This window comes from Bacillus vallismortis (assembly GCF_040784915.1).
Lineage (GTDB): Bacteria > Bacillota > Bacilli > Bacillales > Bacillaceae > Bacillus > Bacillus subtilis_G.
Genome location: NZ_CP160797.1, coordinates 4,055,699 through 4,073,629, shown reverse-complemented (window position 1 = coordinate 4,073,629; position 17,931 = coordinate 4,055,699). Strand labels below are relative to the sequence as shown.

The window sequence follows — 17,931 nt, the reverse complement described above, 5'->3', positions numbered from 1 at the left end:
CCTTTGTCTTTACTTTGGTAAAGCGCCCATACAAAAAGGGGCTATGCTGTGAAAATTTGATTTCACGCATAGCCCCCTATCGTCTAAGATCTATGGGCTGTTTCATATGTGATTGATTCCAACGCCGAATGTCTCATGCTCAAGTCCTTTGATCGGCGCCCCGATTGTTCCATAAAGCGAGACAGCGATCCAATCGCCTTCCGCTTCACTTTCATAAGGATTTCCCCTCAAAACGGCAAACCTCAAGCCAACCGTCCGAAGCAGCGATCCAAGCAGCATTTCACCTCTGGTCACGCCATGCAAAGCCTCCATCGTTGCATGATAAAGCGCATGTGACTCGCGATAACCGTCAGATTGAATGACACCGCTCTTTTTGGAAGCGGTTTCAATTGCGGCTACTACTTTATGCGCGTCCATTGATCCTACCTTGCCGAGACAGACTTTCCATCCATCTCGCTCCAGCTCCCCGACCTGTGTACGTTCTTCATCTTCATTAAGCAGCAGAAGAACAGACAGCCGGCCGATCCGGCGCTCTTTGTGCAGTGTCATATGAATCACTCAATTCCTAAAAATTCTGATAACTATTAACTGTGTATTATATTAATTGGTTCAGCAGCAGAAGTCAAAAGGTTTTTTACAGTCTTTAACAAGTTAGATTGCTATTGTGATAGCGTGGCGCAGATAACCGGACGGTTTTTTTCAGCACATTGCACACGATAGCCAGACAGGGGTGTGGGCGGTTGCTGTTTTCTCACGAGCCAGCCGAATGAGATCCTCAGCACGGCCAAGCCGGCTGACAAAGGTGTAGACGAGCAGTCAGGCATATCACTGACAATGAGGGTGAAAATGCAAAAAGAGGCGTAGTTGCCGGAGAAAATGGCTTTATCACAGTCGATGACTTCACAAGGCCGGACAAAGCGTTCATTACATACGCAAATGGAAAAACAGAGATGATGAAAGAAGGAGAAACGGCAAAAGGGTTGAATTATGAAGTAGGGAATATGCAAGCAGGCAGCCAGACCATCCATCTCTCCCTGGATGTCATGAACATCATGGACAATGTAAGAGAACAGTGGGGAACGTTTGAATATGAAAACATCGGGCCTTTATAACGGACTCGGGCTTTTTCATAGAAAATGTAAGCGCTTAAAATTTGATAAAAAAGTGAGGCGAACTGTTTAGATGTTAAACCGATTGTTCCGTGTATGTTTTCTTGCAGCTCTTATTATGGCCTTTACCCTGCCAAACTCCGCTTATGCACAAAAGGGAGAAAAACCCGTATTTACAGAAGTCAGTGTTCATGACCCTTCTGTCATTGAGACAAACGGCACCTTTTATGTTTTTGGATCTCATCTCGCTTCAGCAAAAACAAATGACCTCATGCAATGGCAACAGCTGACCACCAGTGTAAGCAACACCAATCCTCTGATTCCGAATGTCTACGAAGAATTAAAAGATACCTTCGAATGGGCGCAATCCGATACCCTGTGGGCGGCTGACGTCACACAACTGGCGGACGGCAAATACTACATGTACTACAACGCCTGCCGCGGCGATTCGCCAAGATCGGCCATGGGCGTGGCCGTCGCTGACAACATCGAAGGCCCGTACAAAAACAAAGGCATCTTTTTAAAATCAGGAATGGAAGGCACAAGCAGCGATGGAACACCGTATGACGCAACCAAACACCCGAATGTTGTAGACCCGCATACCTTCTTTGATAAAGACGGCAAGCTGTGGATGGTGTACGGATCATACTCTGGCGGCATTTTCATTCTTGAAATGAATCCGAAAACAGGCTTCCCGCTTCCTGGGCAGGGATACGGCAAAAAACTGCTCGGCGGCAACCACAGCAGAATCGAAGGCCCGTATGTTCTCTACAATCCAGACACCCAATACTACTATTTATACCTGTCATATGGCGGTCTCGACGCAACAGGAGGCTATAACATTCGTGTCGCCCGCTCCAAAAAACCGGACGGCCCTTACTATGACGCAGAAGGCAACCCAATGATTGACGTCCGCGGCAAAGAAGGCACAGTCTTCGATGACCGCTCTATCGAACCGTACGGCGTCAAACTGATGGGCAGCTATTCATTTGAAACAGAAACTGAAAAAGGAACAGGCTACGTCTCGCCAGGCCACAATTCCGCATACTATGACGAAAAAACCGGACGATCCTATTTACTCTTCCACACCCGCTTCCCGGGCAGAGGTGAAGAACACGAAGTCAGAGTCCACCAAATGTTCATGAACAAAGACGGCTGGCCGGTAACAGCCCCATATCGTTACGCAGGTGAAACACTGGAAAAAGTAAAACAAAAAGACATCACAGGAACCTACAAACTCATCCAGCACGGAAAAGACATCTCAGCAGACATCAAAAAAACCATCAACATCCAACTCAACAAAAACCACACCATTTCCGGGGAAATGACCGGAACATGGCAGAAAACTGGTAAAAATACAGCCGAAATCACGTTAGCCGGCAAGAAGTATAGCGGAGTATTTTTACGGCAGTGGGATTCGGTGAGAGAGAAGGACGTGATGACGTTTAGTGTGTTGAATGGCAGCGGTGAGGCTGTTTGGGGGTCTAAATAAGATGGAGAAGCGCCTTCTTAGGAGGGCGTTTTTTTATGATCACTATTGACTATAAGTAACAGTCCTACGGAAGAAAAAACAAAAGCTTTAGATGAGAATATAGACCTAAACACAAAGTCCTCTCTATTCTTATTATACTCCTTGTAAAATCATAAAAAGCAATTTTGTAGCAATTTGGAACTAATCAATCCTCCTCAAGACAAACCTTTTCACCTATTTATCCAATATGACCCATCATGTAATATGAAAATAGTCTGTATTGTAAAGAATTTACACAGTTTGATAGAAACATGAGGTGTTGCGGCATGCATAGTGAAATGTTGTTACATTCGGTCAAAGCCGATTTACATGAAAAACAGGAACAGATCCATCAGTTAAAACGAGTGCTGCACGAAATCAGGCAAATCAAACACGATTTTTCCGAGGTTCAGCATCTCATTCACCGGCCGCATCTTAACCGGGATGTATGGAGAGGAACACACGCTGAGCGGTTTGAAGATATTCGTGATGGAATGAACAAATCATATCATCAAATCAAAAGCCAACAGGTCAGCGGAATCATCGAAAGCATCGAAGGAAAAATCCATTCATTAGAGGGCGATGTATATTCCATAAGACGGCAAATCACGAGAATAGAGCATGAAATAGAGCAGGAAAAACATAAAAAGTGAGGTGAGCACAAATGGCACAGGAAATTAAAATGGTCTATGGCACAGTGAAGCAAGGGCTTTCTCAGCTCAAGAACTCAGCTGAACTCAAGTCCTCCGTACCCGGCCATCTTTCAGGCAGAAACCATTTAAACGTTGTGAAGTCCATCGAGCAATTAAATGAGGACATCAAAGAGCTCACTGAAGCATATGCATCCGTTCTGGCCAAGCATATCGCACAAACGGAAAGCGCGGTAAACGCCATGAAAGAAACGGACGAAAACGTATCATCTTCCATGAAATAAAGCGCGGGAGGACAAGGAATTTGAAAACATTAGATGTCCACGCTCTTCACGAGGGCATTCAGCATACGATTGAGAAACTGGACAAGCAAAAACAGCAGCTGGAGAAGCTGGAAAAAAGCGTTGAGCATCTGGCAGGCATGAAGGATGCGTTAAAAGGAAAAGGCGGAGATGCGATCCGAACCTTCTACGAGGAGTGCCACAAGCCCTTTCTCCTTTTCTTCGGCATGTTTATCGACGAATACAAAAAAGTACTGAAACAAACGCAGCACGGCATTTCCTCTGTAGAATCCGACTCTCACGGCATGATTGTGGAGGCTTTTCTCTCACATGACGCAAGACACGGAATCAAGCATGCGCGAGAAGTAACAGAGCAGCTTACAGACGCAGTCAATCGCCAGACATCAGCCATCGACCACATCGTCAGCCTGCCAACAGTCAATGACTCCTTTTTTCGGATGGAAACAGAACAGGCTGAGCGACTGATTTCGGACACCCTGCATAAGCTCTTTCAATTTGACGGCCAGCAAACCCAAGCGCTGGAAACAGCAAAATCAGATTTTCAAACGATGAAAAAATACATAGATCAGCTCGAAACGATGTACACCGGGCCGAAAATTGAAATTACAGGCTACAAAAGCGGCTCTATCTTGAAATCAAAGGAAGAGGAAAAGATCAATCAAACCTTTGGCGCCATTAACCCGCAAATGAAGCAGGCGGATGATTCTCCGATGGAGATGATGTTGAAGAAATTAGACGAGAAAGAAAAGTCTAAAGTCGATTCAGTTGTAAAAACGGATCATTCTAAAAAGGTCAATAAAAATATTATTGTTATTAATGGTAAAGTGTATAATACGAGTGAACATGTAGAACATGTAAAAACTGATTTCTCAAATGCAGAGGTTAAGCAAGTCGTTTATAATGATACACTTTACAATGTATACATATCAGGTAATAACATGAAACTTGAACCTGTCGTCTCGCTTTCGGACATTAAAGTGGATGAGAGTGGATATGTGAAAATCTTAGAGACAGCTGTAGATCTTACCGGCGTGAATGACCTTTTTAAGGCCGTCACCGGCAGAGATCCGATAACAGGCGAAAAAGTCACAGAAAAAGACCGTGTTGTTGCCTCCATAAACTCAGTACCATTTGCCAAAATAGCTAAGTTAGAAAAGTTAAGAGATATTAATAAACTAATTGATGATGGGAAAAAGGCGAAGAAAGCTGCGAAAGTTCATAAGGGAACGGGTGAGTCTAGTAAGAAAGCCAGCAGCTCTAATTTTGATGATGTTATAAAAAATGGAGAGAAGATGCCGAAACATAGTGAAGTGAAAAATAAAAATAGTTTGCCTGGAAAAGGAGAACCTAATTCTTCAACCGATCTGTTAAATTCCGATGGAACTGTAAAGCAAAGAAGGTACTATGATGAAACAGGAAGGGCAAAAGAAGATATAGATTTTAACCATTCTGATGATGGAACACATACATTTCCGCATAGGCATAAGTGGGATTGGACTCAAAAAAAACCTAGACAAAAACCAGAATAAGGAGCTAATCGATGATGGAGAAAATTCATGATAGCAAAATTTTAAATTATCAAATAGACTTTGAGTCATCAATAATACAAATACTCTCGGAGAGCGAAAACGGAGAGCTATTTAAAATTGCATTTGAAGATTTTTTCGCTTTTCATTTTGAAGACCAGATACCTAATAGTATACTTTTGGATATCTTTGAAGAAGAGATCAATTCGTTCGTTTTAGAGAATGAAGAATTATTAGAAAAAGGTAAATCCTATTATTGGCCAATGGACTATGATTCTATAGATGAATTGATGAATCATATTAAGGAGAATAGTTATCATTACTTTAAAATACAAGCTTCTTATGGTTTAAATGGGTGGATATTGTCAAAAAAGGTGCTTATTAAAGAATAGCGCAATCACTTAAAAACGGATTGAGGTACTATAGCTTACAGAGGTAGCTGAAAGACTAGAATGGATAAAAGAAAAGTGCAGTGAATTGGATTTTTCAGAGTAAAAGTTGGTTAATAAACAATGTGGGCACTACATTTTATTACTAACAGAATAAAAATATGTGGAACAGTAGTCTGCAAATTCAGCTTAATGAAAATAAAATGAAACAGCAGCATTAGCCGAATCGATTTATACGCAGGTCGGCATTAACCCGCCTGAAATAGAATGAGAGTAAAACATGGATATTTCTAAATTTGATGAACTACCCGATACTTTATCTGTAAACATTAGAAGAGTTCTTTAATGAGGTTATTGATGCTTATCCCAGTAAAAAGGATAATGTCAGTAATATTGAGTTATCTGAAGCAATATATCAACTTTCAGAAAGACAATAGAATACATATAAGATTTTGGCCGAAAAAATTAAACACAAAGTAGATATTATAATAAGAGATTTATTGGAACCAAATTCTTATGATCTAATGGATAATGCTACATCAATAATTGCTTATTTGGGTCTTCCAGAGAGTTACAAGGCATTACAAGAAATGATAAAAGAAAATCTAAGTGGTGATATTAAAGAGCTAATAGAGGAATTAGAAGAGAATATTGAAAATTCTTATTCTGGACTAAAGTAAAGCTTATAAAGTAAACAAAGAGTATATCTATTTTAAAGGCGCCCATCAAGGTGCCTATTTATTTATGAAAAAGACGTTACTAGCTTAAAAAAGTTGAAAATACTCTGGTGATAAACGTAGGAAAGAAAGTGAGAATAATAGTTTCATTCTTTAAACAAGTTGGTGTTGAATTGCTTTAACCTTTAAATTTAATGAAAAATAATTAGAGTGATAACTGAAGGATTGATCAAGTTGTTAAATACAAAATTTTATGATGGATTTGAAGGTGAATCTGAACTTGCCTTATCTGATGGAGAAAACAAGATCATCATGTGGAATGGATACTTTGAAACTTTATTAAAAGCTTTATTAGATAACAATCTAGAAAAAGAGGGAATTATTAAAGAATACTTTTATCAAGAAGGCTGGTATGATGACTCACCTTGGGTAATAGAAGACGTACAATTAACAATAAACCAAATGAAAAGTTTTGATGTAAGCAAACTAGATGCTTCAGACGGTTTTAAAAAAGAATTAGTAGAATTAGTTCAAGAAATTATACAATTTCTTGAACATGTGAAAAACAAAACTGTTGTGATTGAATACGATTAAATCTGGACCTTTCAGGTTTTCGACAAATAGGAGCTGGGAACCAGCTTCTATTTGTAATTTTGATGTATTTGATATGAGAAAACAAAAAACTATAACATTTCCAATCCTAAAAGTTTATGTTAAATATATTTGTTATTATTCTCAAAATAATGGTTGGTAGTTCTCATTCTTGAAAAATAAATTTATCGGCACATTGTAATAGAAGGAAAATGAAAGCGTTGACATAAAATAAACCTAGTGCTAAAGTATACCTACAAACAAATAAAGCGACCCGTCAGGATTGTTACTGCGAAAGCAGGCAAAACCTAAATGGTGCAGGTGCAGGAGGAGACTCTCGCAATCTGTGTCATTTAGGTTTTTTTTATTCTCAATTAAGGAGGTGATGCGGCATTTGATACAAAAAAAGCTGGATGAAAGGCGGCCACCTTTCATCCAGCGGGTTCCCCCATAAAAAGGAGGTATTCACATGGATTATGATAAGTTATCGAAAGACATATTACAACTCGTAGGCGGTGAAGACAACGTTCAGCGCGTGATTCACTGCATGACAAGGCTTCGTTTTAATCTTCATGACCATTCGAAGGCGGATCGCGGTCAGCTGGAGCAGCTGCCGGGTGTGATGGGCACTAATATCAGCGGTGGTCAGTTTCAAATTATCATAGGAAATGATGTGCCCAAGGTGTACCAGGCGATGCTGCAGCACGGTAAGCTCAGTGATGAGAAGAGTGCCGGTTCATCATCCCAGAAAAAGAATGTGCTGAGTGCGGTCTTTGATGTGATTTCTGGTGTGTTTACCCCGATTCTTCCGGCGATTGCGGGAGCAGGGATGATCAAAGGGCTTGTCGCGTTAGCCGTTACATTCGGCTGGATGACAGAGACGAGTCAGGCGCATGTGATTCTCTCGGCTGTCGGTGATGGCGCGTTCTACTTCCTGCCGCTCCTGCTTGCAATGAGCGCGGCGAGAAAGTTCGGAAGCAATCCATATGTAGCGGCGGCGATTGGGGCGGCTATTCTGCACCCGGATCTGACGGCACTGCTCGGTGCGGGGAAACCGATTTCCTTTATCGGGCTTCCTGTAACCGCTGCCACGTATTCTTCAACAGTCATTCCGATTTTGCTTGCAATTTGGATCGCATCGTATGTTGAGAAGTGGATTGACCGGGTCACCCACTCTTCTCTGAAGCTGATTGTGGTTCCGACACTGACATTGCTGATTGTTGTGCCGCTGACGCTGATTACTGTCGGTCCGCTTGGCGCTATTTTGGGAGAATACTTGTCTGTCGGTGTGAATGTTTTATTTGATCATGCAGGGCTTATTGCGATGATTTTGCTTGCGGGAACATTCTCTTTAATCATTATGACAGGCATGCATTATGCATTGGTGCCTATTATGATTAACAACATTGCCCAAAACGGGCACGATTACTTGCTGCCGGCTATGTTTTTGGCGAATATGGGGCAGGCCGGGGCATCATTTGCCGTCTTCCTTCGCTCCAGAAACAAAAAATTCAAATCACTCGCGCTTACCACAAGCATCACGGCGTTGATGGGGATTACAGAACCCGCGATGTACGGCGTGAATATGCGTTTAAAAAAACCGTTTGCGGCGGCTTTGCTGGGCGGAGCGGCCGGCGGCGCGTTTTACGGTGTGACGGGTGTTGCTTCCTATATTGTTGGAGGAAACGCGGGTCTGCCGAGTATTCCGGTCTTCATCGGACCAACGTTTATTTACGCCATGATCGGCCTTGTGATTGCGTTTGCGGCTGGAACAGCGGCAGCCTATCTTATTGGATTCGAGGATGTGCCGTCTGACAGTGATCAGCGGCCGTCTGTGCATGAAGGCAGCGGAGAAATCATTCACAGCCCGATTAAAGGTGAAGTAAAGTCATTAAGTGAAGTGAATGACGGGGTGTTTTCTGCCGGGGTCATGGGAAAAGGATTCGCTATTGAGCCTGAAGAAGGAGAAGTTGTTTCTCCTGTTCATGGAAGCGTTACCACTGTTTTTAAAACCAAGCATGCGATTGGAATGACGAGTGATCAGGGAGCCGAAATTCTCATACACATTGGATTGGACACTGTGAAGCTGGAGGGGCAATGGTTTACAGCTCACGTCAAAGAAGGCGACAAGGTCGCACCGGGAGATTTGCTCGTGTCCTTTGATCTGGAACAAATCAAAGCGGCGGGATATGACGTCATCACCCCGGTGATCGTGACCAACACAGACCGATATTCGTTTTCGCCTGTAAAAGAAATCGGCAAGGTGAAGACAAAAGAAGCGTTGCTAGCTTTATCTTAAAAAAACTGATGAGGTGATCAATATGAGTGCAAATGCAAAACGATTTCCAGAAGGATTTTTATGGGGCGGCGCGGTTGCTGCCAATCAAGTGGAAGGTGCTTATAACGAGGGCGGTAAGGGGCTTTCGACGGCTGACGTATCACCGAACGGCATCATGTCTCCATTTGATGAGTCGATGTCTTCCTTAAATCTGTATCATGACGGAATTGATTTTTACCATCGTTATAAAGAGGACATTGCCTTATTTGCGGAAATGGGATTTAAGGCGTTTCGCACATCAATAGCGTGGACAAGAATTTTTCCGAATGGCGATGAAGAGGAGCCAAATGAAGAAGGACTCAAATTTTATGACGATCTGTTTGATGAGCTGTTAAAGCATGAGATTGAGCCTGTTGTCACCATCTCTCATTATGAAATGCCGCTCGGCTTAGTGAAACAGTATGGCGGCTGGAAGAATCGCAAGGTCATCGAGTTCTATGAACGCTATGCCAAAACCGTTTTCAAACGCTATCAGCACAAAGTGAAGTATTGGATGACGTTCAATGAAATTAACGTGGTGCTCCATGCGCCATTTACCGGCGGCGGCCTTGTCTTTGAAGAAGGAGAAAACAAATTAAACGCGATGTATCAGGCCGCGCACCACCAGTTTGTCGCCAGCGCCCGCGCTGTCAAAGCGGGGCATGAGATCATTCCTGATTCAAAAATTGGCTGTATGATTGCGGCAACGACAACCTATCCGATGACATCTAAGCCGGAGGATGTCTTCGCGGCAATGGAGAATGAGCGCAAAACACTTTTCTTCTCAGATGTGCAGGCACGAGGCGCATACCCGGGATATATGAAACGCTTCTTGGCAGAAAATCATATTGAAATTGAAATGGCTGATGGCGATGAAGAGATTTTGAAAGAACATACGGTGGATTACATCGGATTCAGCTACTACATGTCGATGGCGGCAAGCACTGATCCTGAAGATCTTACAAAATCAGAAGGCAACCTGCTGGGCGGTGTGAAAAATCCATATCTCAAATCATCAGAATGGGGCTGGCAGATTGATCCGAAGGGCTTGCGCACCACGCTCAATACGCTATATGACCGCTACCAGAAGCCGCTGTTTATCGTGGAAAACGGCCTTGGTGCGGCAGACAAAGTGGAGGAGGACGGCTCTATTCAGGATGATTACAGAATCGACTATCTGCGGGACCATTTGATTGAAGCCCGGGAAGCCATTGCTGACGGTGTCGACTTAATCGGATACACGTCATGGGGACCGATTGACCTTGTCAGCGCCTCCACTGCGGAAATGAAAAAACGCTACGGCTACATTTATGTTGATCGGGACAATGAAGGAAACGGAACATTAAACCGCATCAAGAAAAAAAGCTTCGGCTGGTATCAGCGGGTCATCGCCACAAATGGAGAGAGTCTCTGACAATTTTTTGAATACTCATGCGCTTCAATTGACAATAACCGGAAGCGGGCGGACAATAGAAGAGAAAGATGAACCACCCACAGTCCGAAAGGCGGGAAGAGCATGTTTAACAAAATGTTAGTTGCGATTGACGGATCAGATATGAGTGCAAAAGCGCTTGATGCCGCAGTGCATTTGGCTAAAGAGCAGCAGACGGAACTAAGCATTCTTCATGTGGGGAGAGAAGCCGTCGTCACGACTTCTTCTCTGACGGGAATGGTCTATGTGCCTGAACATTTTATTGAAGAAATCAGGGACCAGGTTAAAAAAGAAGGCATGAAAATCCTTGAGAAGGCAAAAGAAAATGCAGCCGAGAACGGTGTTCAAGCTGAAATCATTTACGCGAATGGCGAGCCGGCGCATGAGATACTAAATACCGCAAAAGAGAAAGGCGTCAGCCTGATCGTAGTCGGCAGCCGGGGCATCAGCGGACTGAAAGAAATGATGCTTGGAAGCGTCAGCCATAAAGTGTCTCAATTATCAACTTGCCCGGTTTTAATTGTTCGATAGAAAAAAATTAAATTTCTGCTGAACATCTTGCTAATGATAGCGGCTGACCATCGTCCGAGACTTAAACTTAAAAACAACCTTAAATAAACTTGTTTTTTGTAATACAGCTTTACCAAAAGAGGCGCCTCCCTTTGAACAATAAGGGATGACGCCTCTATCTGGTTTGGTTTCAAATCCAACTGCCTAGTTGCCACAGCGTTTTAATTTGTTTTCCCAGTTTCCTATTCGAATGTTAGCTGCCCCGTTCACATAAAAGTCCCGTATGCTCTTAAACATACCTTCCTCTTTTCATTGTTGCTTATTCCATCTATTTCTTTGCTGCTTTATTGGCCGGCGCAAACCAACCGAATAAAGCAATGGCCACTAAAACGCCATAGAAGATCAGCGTCCAGGTGGTGCTGTGCGGAAAGTGATGGTCCAGGATTCCAATATCCTCATGGGCAAGGGTAATGACCACCAGTTTGACACCGACCCAGGCCACAATGGCATATGCGGTTGTTTCCAGTGCGGGGCGCTGATTAAGAAGTTTTACAAACCAGGTTGCTGCAAACTTAATCAGGATAAGGCCTGCAATTCCGCCTAGGACAACAACAATAAATTGTCCTCCATCCATACCGCCGAAATCATCAAGCGGTGAATCCGGAAGGCCGAGAGCTAAAGCAACCGCAGCAAGAATCGAATCAATGGCAAAAGCGAGATCCGCTAAAGCAATCTTTCCGACTGTGGGCCAGAAACCTTTTCCGGCAGCCTCCTCTTTTGCCTCCTCATGAATGTTCTCATTTTTTTTCCCGAAACGGGCCTTCACCACATGCTTTAAGCCCAGGTAAAGAAGATACGCTGCACCTATCGCCTGAATCTGCCAGACATTCGCGATAAACGAAATGGCAAAAAGCGCCGCAAACCGGAAGGCAAATGCCATGATGATTCCATAATTTATCGCTCTTTTTTTCTGATCATCAGGTAAATGCTTGGCGATTACTGCCAGTACAAGGGCATTATCAGCCGACAGCAGTCCTTCTAATCCAATTAAAATGAGTAATGTCCAGGCATATTCCAGCCAGATAGACTCCATTAACATCGTTCCTTTCTAAAACGTAAAGTGTGCTGTAAAAGTTGCGATATCAACAGCATTCCCCTTCTCATCTATCGTTAATCCAATTGAGTAGGTTGGTATTTCTTGGGGGCTCTTCGTGTTGGCAAAAACCAGAAATCTACATGTGCAACATGCTAAATGATAAGTGATACATCATTTAAGTATAGTATCCGTGTTGCTTAAAATTACCAAAATGAATAAAGGTATAATGTAAAATGGTGAAAAAAAGAATATAATGAATACAGGTGCAAAGACATTGAGGCGGTAAAGCAACTTCTACCGGTCAGCGTGTCGTTGGAGTAGATAATTAAACGGATAAGATGTCAGAATTTATAGTAAACAATGCTTTCATATGAAGGAAGCAGCCTTATCTGATGTTCAGCAGGCAGAATCTTTGATGTACAGCCTGAACAAAGCCATTGGATTCCAGTATTTTAATCATTTTTGAATTATCAGCAGAATCATTTAAAAGGTCATCTTTAGCTTCTGAGAGGCGCACTTTATTACAGGCTCAAACTTTGTCATAGACGGCGGCTGGACGGCCGGAAAGAAACTATAATAAAGGGAAAAGCACCTTGCATCTGGGGTTATTTTCCATATGCATAACTGGAGGTAGAATACACTTGATGCAGCAAGATCTCTCAATCATATCAAAACAAAAATCAACAGCCGTGCTGAAAATGGTCATCTCCATGGTGATTTTCGGTTCCATCGGCTTTTTCTCAGAGCATACCAATTTGCCGTCAGTTGAATTGGTATTCATCCGCTGCCTTTGCGCGACGCTATTTTTAAGCTTCTGCTGGCTGGCGTCCGGCCAGTATAAAACCGAAAAGTGGAGCAAGAGAGAAGTGCTGCAAACATTGGCGTGCGGTTTCTTTCTTGTATTCAACTGGGTGTTCTTATTTAAGTCTTTTGAAGAAACATCTGTCACGATCGCCATCTCGGTTTATCACCTTGCACCGGTGCTTGTTCTTCTCCTGGGGAGCATCATCTACAGAGAAAAATTAAACGTCATCTCCGTCAGTTCCATTATCATCTGTTTTCTGGGAACTGCGCTGATTTCCGGGATTAATGGCAGCACATCACTAACGCAGCTGATGGGATCAGGAATCATTTGGGCCGTTCTCGCCGCACTGTTTTATGCGTTCACTACTTTATTGGGAAAAGGCATTCACAACCTCAGCCCTTACGCGACCACCTTCCTGCAAACCGGTTTAGGGATCATTATCCTGATTCCGTTTATTCACTTTGGCGCTTTTGCCGGCCTGTCTCAGGGGAACTGGATCATGGTGGTGTCTACCGGTATCATTCATACAGGTATTGTGTATTTGCTGTTTTTTGACAGTTTGCGTTTTTTATCAACGAAATTTATTTCAATCATTGTCTTCCTCGACCCGGCTGTCGCGATCGTGCTGGATACCGTCTTCACAGGCTTCCGCCCAGACCTCTATCAAACACTAGGCATCGTGATGATCTTTGCGGGCATGGCTTTGACGCTTGTCAGGAGACAGGGGAAAGCGGATGTGGTCGCTGAGGGTAAGGATATTGAACAAATTCAGTAACACTAATAGAGAAAACGTAAAAAGGCCTAAGCGGTCTTAGTTATTTGTGGAGGGATAATAATAAAAAAGTATAAGCGTTACAATTTAGATAATGAATTAATTTCTACGCTTGAGAGAATTAAAAGAGAATTAGAAGGTCCATTTCCTTCTGATATTGAGAAATTAGAGGAAGATCATACTGAATTTTGTTCAGCGGAAGATTTTTATGAATATTTTATGCTCATTATTGGAAGTCTAAGTTATGTTTTAGCAGATAAAAAACTGCCCAAACGCCAACTTGATTCATTATCAAAATCTTTTTTGGAACTATACCCTGGGTACTATCAAATGAATAGAATTTTAGAAAACTATCCTGCCTTAAAACGAGAAATAGAACTACACGAGCGAGCAAGGAGATTATTAATTAATATAATTTCTAATAAGCTAGCACTATAAGAAATGATAGTATAAGCTTAGAATGTGTGTACAACAGGCACGGAAAGTAATGAAAAAGCAAAACCCCAGCCTTCACTCAAGGTTGGGGTTTCTGCGTTTGACTCGCCAAATTCTAAAGACAGAGGCTGCGTAAGTGAGGAAAGCCGGGATCGTGATGGTGATGAGAAAGACAAAAAGGATGTGTATGGTGTTATGAAGTATGGAAGCTTCAGCAGAAATAAACATACTCCTGATGACTGTGAAAGCCGCAGTAAGACAGAGCATGAACAATGTGATATAGCGGAGGGTATATTCACTTTGTTTGTATTTATCAATCATGGTTGAACGGTCGGAGTAAATCGGCTTCGTTCCGGGTGCGGCGGCAAAGATATGTGTGGTGTATTCAGAACAAACATGCTCCCATCCGGCATTTTCGAATATTTCAAGGTACTCATCTATGTTGTCATCATCGACGGCACGATAGTCTAAGCTGTAGATCAATTTCCGCGGTTCAGCTTTTCTAAGCTTATACCCCATAAACGCAAATGAATCGAGCACCCAGCCTTTGCCGGCCATATCGCTTAGTCTCTTCATATCCTTTTCTTCTGAAAACGCCAATCCTTCGGACATCATATATTTTTTCTGTTTCACGACTAATCCCCTTTCAATTGTTGAAAAGCGCGTTCTCCGTGTTCCGCCATCACTTTTCTGCGCTGAATTTCTTTTTTGAGTAATTCTTGGCCGCGCAGGGTGGTCTGGTATACTTTGCGGCGCGGGTTGTCATTGTTGATTAGCTCAATGATCTCTTTTTGCAGTAATTTCTTTAACAATGTATATAAAGTAGCCGGGCCGATCGTAAAGGAGTCATCGGTCATGTCCTCAATCTCCTGCATGATCGAATATCCGTGTTTTGGTTCCAGCAATGTTAAGACAATGTAATAGGCTGGATCGGTAAGCTGATCCATTTCCTGACGTTGTTTTGGCAAGGGGTCACCTCATTTCTTATATCAACTAATGATATATCATTAGTTGATATAATAAAATATTCCTTTTGTTTTGTCAAATCTGCATTCAGTCATCATAAAGAAACAATCACCGAGTATGCATTAATGTATGCGTTTACATATAGGGGGAATCTTGATGAAAAAGTGGATGGCTGCGGGTTTTGTGATGATGTTGATGCTGTGTTCCGGTGGGATTGAGAGTGTGAAGGCGGCGGAGCCGAAGGTGTATCAGTTTGATTTTGGGAGCGGTTCGGTTGAGCCTGGTTACATTGGTGTCAGGGCGTCTGATCGGTATAACCTGTCAACGGGCTACGGTTTTCAAACACCGGAGAATATGAAGGATGTGGCGGCATCCGGGACTGGTGTGAAGAGTGATGCGGTTCAGTTTTTGACGTATGGGACGAAAAGCGACAATACGTTTAGCGTGGATCTTCCGAATGGCCTTTACGAGGTGAATGTGACGCTTGGCAATACGGCAAGGGCCAGTGTGGCGGCGGAGGGTGTGTTTCAGGTCATCAATATGACGGGGGACGGTGCGGAGGATACGTTCCAAATTCCTGTCACCGACGGGCAGCTGAATCTGCTGGTGACAGAGGGAAAAGCAGGCACCGCTTTTACGCTCAGTGCCTTGAAAATCAAGAAATTGTCTGATCAGCCGATGACAAACCGAACCATTTATGTCGGCGGCGATTCGACGGTGTGCAATTATTATCCGCTCAACAGCAGCAAGCAGGCGGGCTGGGGGCAGATGCTGCCTCACTATGTCGACAAACACACCTTTCAAGTCAGAAACATGGCGTCCGGCGGGCAGATCGCGAGAGGGTTTCGAAATGACGGACAGCTTGAGGCGATCTTGAAGTATATCAAGCCGGGAGATTATTTGATGTTGCAGCTCGGCATTAATGACACAAATCCGAAGCATAATGAATCTGAAGCGGAGTTTAAGGAGATGATGCGAGATATGATCCGCCAGGTGAAAGCGAAGGGTGCGGAAGTTATCCTTTCAACACCACAGGGACGGGCGACAGATTTTACGTCTGAAGGCATTCATTCGTCTGTCAACCGATGGTACAGGGCTTCTATTTTGGCTTTGGCCGAAGAGGAGAAAACGCACCTCATTGACTTAAATGTCCTTAGTTCGGCTTACTTTACATCAATCGGCCCGGAAAAAACACTCGCGTTATATATGGACGGAGATACGCTGCATCCTAACCGCGCGGGAGCCGACGCACTGGCGCGGCTAGCCGTTCAGGAGTTGAAACGCCAGAGAATTGAAGGATTTTAATACGTCATTTTTCGGCAAAACACATATGCCTGCGTGAATTAGCGTATAATGAGAACATCTGCAAGAGACAGGAGTTTATACATGAGTCATTTTAAAAACTATCAAATCAGTCATGACATTTTACGAGCATTAGAAGGACTGGGATATACAGAACCGACCAAGGTGCAGCAGAGCGTGATCCCCGCTGCCTTAGAACGAAAGGATCTTGTCGTCAAATCACAGACGGGAAGCGGGAAAACGGCTTCTTTCGGGATTCCTCTCTGTGAGCTGGCGGATTGGGATGAAAACAAGCCGCAGGCGCTTATTTTAACACCGACCCGTGAGCTTGCCGTACAAGTTAAAGAGGATATCACAAACATCGGACGCTTTAAACGAATCAAAGCGACTGCCGTGTTTGGAAAGTCTTCCTTTGATAAACAAAAAGCTGAACTGAAGCAAAAAAGCCACATCGTTGTCGGCACGCCGGGGCGTGTACTGGATCATATCGAAAAGGGCACGCTGCCGTTAGACCGTCTGTCCTATTTGGTCATTGATGAAGCCGATGAGATGCTGAATATGGGCTTCATTGAGCAGGTGGAGGCGATTATCAAACATCTGCCGGTTGAGCGTACGACGATGCTGTTTTCGGCGACCCTGCCGGAGGATATTGAGAAATTAAGCCGGCAATACATGCAAAACCCGGAGCATATCGAAATCAAAGCGGCCGGTCTTACCACCAGGAATATTGAACATGCGGTGATTCAAGTACGAGAAGAGAATAAGTTTGCTTTGCTGAAAGATGTGCTGATGACGGAGAATCCTGACAGCTGCATCATTTTCTGCCGGACGAAAGAGCATGTCAATCAGCTGACCGATGAATTGGATAACTTAGGGTATCCGTGCGATAAAATACACGGCGGAATGATTCAGGAAGACCGTTTCGATGTCATGGATGAATTTAAACGGGGCGAGTACCGTTACTTAGTCGCGACAGATGTCGCCGCGCGCGGGATTGATATTGAAAATATCTCTCTTGTCATCAACTATGATCTGCCGCTTGAGAAGGAAAGCTACGTCCACCGCACAGGCCGGACGGGGCGCGCAGGAAACAAAGGAAAGGCCATTTCGTTTGTCACGGCCTTCGAAAAACGGTTTTTAGCTGACATTGAAGAATATATCGGGTTTGAGATTCAACAAATAGAAGCCCCTTCTCAAGAAGAAGTGGCCAAGAAGAAACCTGATTTTCTATCCAAATTGAATGACCGTCCGGAATTCAAAAAGGACAAAAGCGAAGAGCTGAATAAAGACATTATGAAGCTGTATTTTAACGGCGGAAAGAAAAAGAAAATCAGAGCTGTTGATTTTGTAGGAACGATTGCCAAAATTGACGGTGTGTCAACTGATGACATCGGCATTATCACGATCATGGATAACGCCTCTTACGTGGAAATTTTAAACGGAAAAGGCCCTCAAGTTCTCAAAGTGATGAAAAACACAACCGTCAAAGGGAAAAAGCTCAAGGTGAATAAAGCGAATAAATGATGAATGACCTGCTCCCAG

At 43.4% G+C, this 17,931-nt stretch carries 18 protein-coding genes and 1 pseudogene; 15 read left to right on the top strand and 4 right to left on the bottom strand.

The window, feature by feature from the left end:
- Positions 1-102: 102 nt before the first annotated feature.
- The gene (gene hutP, locus ABZM97_RS20380) at positions 103-549 is read right to left on the bottom strand and encodes a hut operon transcriptional regulator HutP (RefSeq protein WP_141113404.1); all 447 of its coding nucleotides are present in this window, start codon (positions 547-549) and stop codon (positions 103-105) included.
- Positions 550-950: 401 nt separating this feature from the next.
- Here hutP and ABZM97_RS20375 point away from each other — a divergent pair, with 401 nt between their 5' ends.
- The 11 genes and pseudogenes from ABZM97_RS20375 (at position 951) to ABZM97_RS20325 (ending at position 11,034) form a co-directional block, all read left to right on the top strand.
- Positions 951-1,112 (top strand): hypothetical protein, encoded by a 162-nt coding sequence (locus ABZM97_RS20375; RefSeq protein WP_250621893.1) that lies wholly within the window; start codon positions 951-953, stop codon positions 1,110-1,112.
- Positions 1,113-1,182: 70 nt separating this feature from the next.
- Positions 1,183-2,601: an arabinan endo-1,5-alpha-L-arabinosidase AbnB gene (abnB, locus tag ABZM97_RS20370; protein WP_202327834.1), complete on the top strand. Its 1,419-nt coding sequence runs from the start codon at positions 1,183-1,185 to the stop codon at positions 2,599-2,601.
- A 305-nt stretch (positions 2,602-2,906) separates the two neighbouring features.
- Entirely contained in the window at positions 2,907-3,272 is a 366-nt protein-coding gene (locus ABZM97_RS20365) for a DUF5082 family protein (protein WP_087991918.1), read from the top strand.
- Between the two features lie 11 nt (positions 3,273-3,283).
- On the top strand, positions 3,284-3,553 hold the full coding sequence (locus tag ABZM97_RS20360; protein ID WP_333516352.1) for a YwqI/YxiC family protein: 270 nt from the start codon (positions 3,284-3,286) through the stop codon (positions 3,551-3,553).
- 20 nt (positions 3,554-3,573) lie between these two features.
- Positions 3,574-4,788 (top strand): annotated as a pseudogene (locus ABZM97_RS20355) (T7SS effector LXG polymorphic toxin); the annotation flags it as partial.
- A 323-nt stretch (positions 4,789-5,111) separates the two neighbouring features.
- Positions 5,112-5,489, top strand: coding sequence for a hypothetical protein (locus ABZM97_RS20350; RefSeq protein ID WP_253268695.1), 378 nt, complete (start codon positions 5,112-5,114; stop codon positions 5,487-5,489).
- 449 nt (positions 5,490-5,938) lie between these two features.
- On the top strand, positions 5,939-6,166 hold the full coding sequence (locus ABZM97_RS20345) for a hypothetical protein (protein WP_253268694.1): 228 nt from the start codon (positions 5,939-5,941) through the stop codon (positions 6,164-6,166).
- 231 nt (positions 6,167-6,397) lie between these two features.
- A complete protein-coding gene (locus ABZM97_RS20340; RefSeq protein ID WP_087992022.1) occupies positions 6,398-6,757 on the top strand; it encodes a hypothetical protein in 360 nt (119 codons plus the stop codon).
- A 466-nt stretch (positions 6,758-7,223) separates the two neighbouring features.
- Positions 7,224-9,053, top strand: a complete 1,830-nt coding sequence (locus tag ABZM97_RS20335) for a beta-glucoside-specific PTS transporter subunit IIABC (RefSeq protein ID WP_367387087.1) — start codon at positions 7,224-7,226, stop codon at positions 9,051-9,053.
- Between the two features lie 22 nt (positions 9,054-9,075).
- Complete coding sequence (gene bglH, locus ABZM97_RS20330) at positions 9,076-10,485, top strand: aryl-phospho-beta-d-glucosidase (RefSeq protein WP_087992021.1); 1,410 nt, start codon at positions 9,076-9,078, stop codon at positions 10,483-10,485.
- A gap of 102 nt (positions 10,486-10,587) precedes the next feature.
- Complete coding sequence (locus ABZM97_RS20325) at positions 10,588-11,034, top strand: universal stress protein (RefSeq protein ID WP_087992020.1); 447 nt, start codon at positions 10,588-10,590, stop codon at positions 11,032-11,034.
- A gap of 307 nt (positions 11,035-11,341) precedes the next feature.
- Here the strand turns inward: ABZM97_RS20325 and ABZM97_RS20320 are convergent, their stop codons facing one another.
- Positions 11,342-12,106 (bottom strand): hypothetical protein, encoded by a 765-nt coding sequence (locus ABZM97_RS20320; protein ID WP_253268692.1) that lies wholly within the window; start codon positions 12,104-12,106, stop codon positions 11,342-11,344.
- A 647-nt stretch (positions 12,107-12,753) separates the two neighbouring features.
- On the opposite strand from ABZM97_RS20320, the gene ABZM97_RS20315 reads away from it, so the two are divergent.
- Positions 12,754-13,689, top strand: coding sequence for a DMT family transporter (locus ABZM97_RS20315; RefSeq protein WP_087992023.1), 936 nt, complete (start codon positions 12,754-12,756; stop codon positions 13,687-13,689).
- A 42-nt stretch (positions 13,690-13,731) separates the two neighbouring features.
- The gene (locus ABZM97_RS20310; protein WP_350308329.1) at positions 13,732-14,124 is read left to right on the top strand and encodes a YxiJ family protein; all 393 of its coding nucleotides are present in this window, start codon (positions 13,732-13,734) and stop codon (positions 14,122-14,124) included.
- A gap of 72 nt (positions 14,125-14,196) precedes the next feature.
- Here the strand turns inward: ABZM97_RS20310 and ABZM97_RS20305 are convergent, their stop codons facing one another.
- Together ABZM97_RS20305 and ABZM97_RS20300 are read right to left on the bottom strand one after the other, a co-directional pair.
- Entirely contained in the window at positions 14,197-14,754 is a 558-nt protein-coding gene (locus ABZM97_RS20305) for a DUF2812 domain-containing protein (RefSeq protein WP_367387086.1), read from the bottom strand.
- 2 nt (positions 14,755-14,756) lie between these two features.
- Positions 14,757-15,089 (bottom strand): helix-turn-helix transcriptional regulator, encoded by a 333-nt coding sequence (locus tag ABZM97_RS20300; RefSeq protein WP_087992017.1) that lies wholly within the window; start codon positions 15,087-15,089, stop codon positions 14,757-14,759.
- A gap of 154 nt (positions 15,090-15,243) precedes the next feature.
- Here ABZM97_RS20300 and ABZM97_RS20295 point away from each other — a divergent pair, with 154 nt between their 5' ends.
- Entirely contained in the window at positions 15,244-16,392 is a 1,149-nt protein-coding gene (locus ABZM97_RS20295) for a rhamnogalacturonan acetylesterase (protein ID WP_087992016.1), read from the top strand.
- An 81-nt stretch (positions 16,393-16,473) separates the two neighbouring features.
- Positions 16,474-17,913 carry an ATP-dependent RNA helicase DbpA gene (gene dbpA, locus ABZM97_RS20290; RefSeq protein ID WP_087992015.1) on the top strand — a complete coding sequence of 480 codons (1,440 nt, stop codon included), beginning with the start codon at positions 16,474-16,476 and terminating at the stop codon, positions 17,911-17,913.
- Positions 17,914-17,931 lie beyond the last annotated feature (18 nt).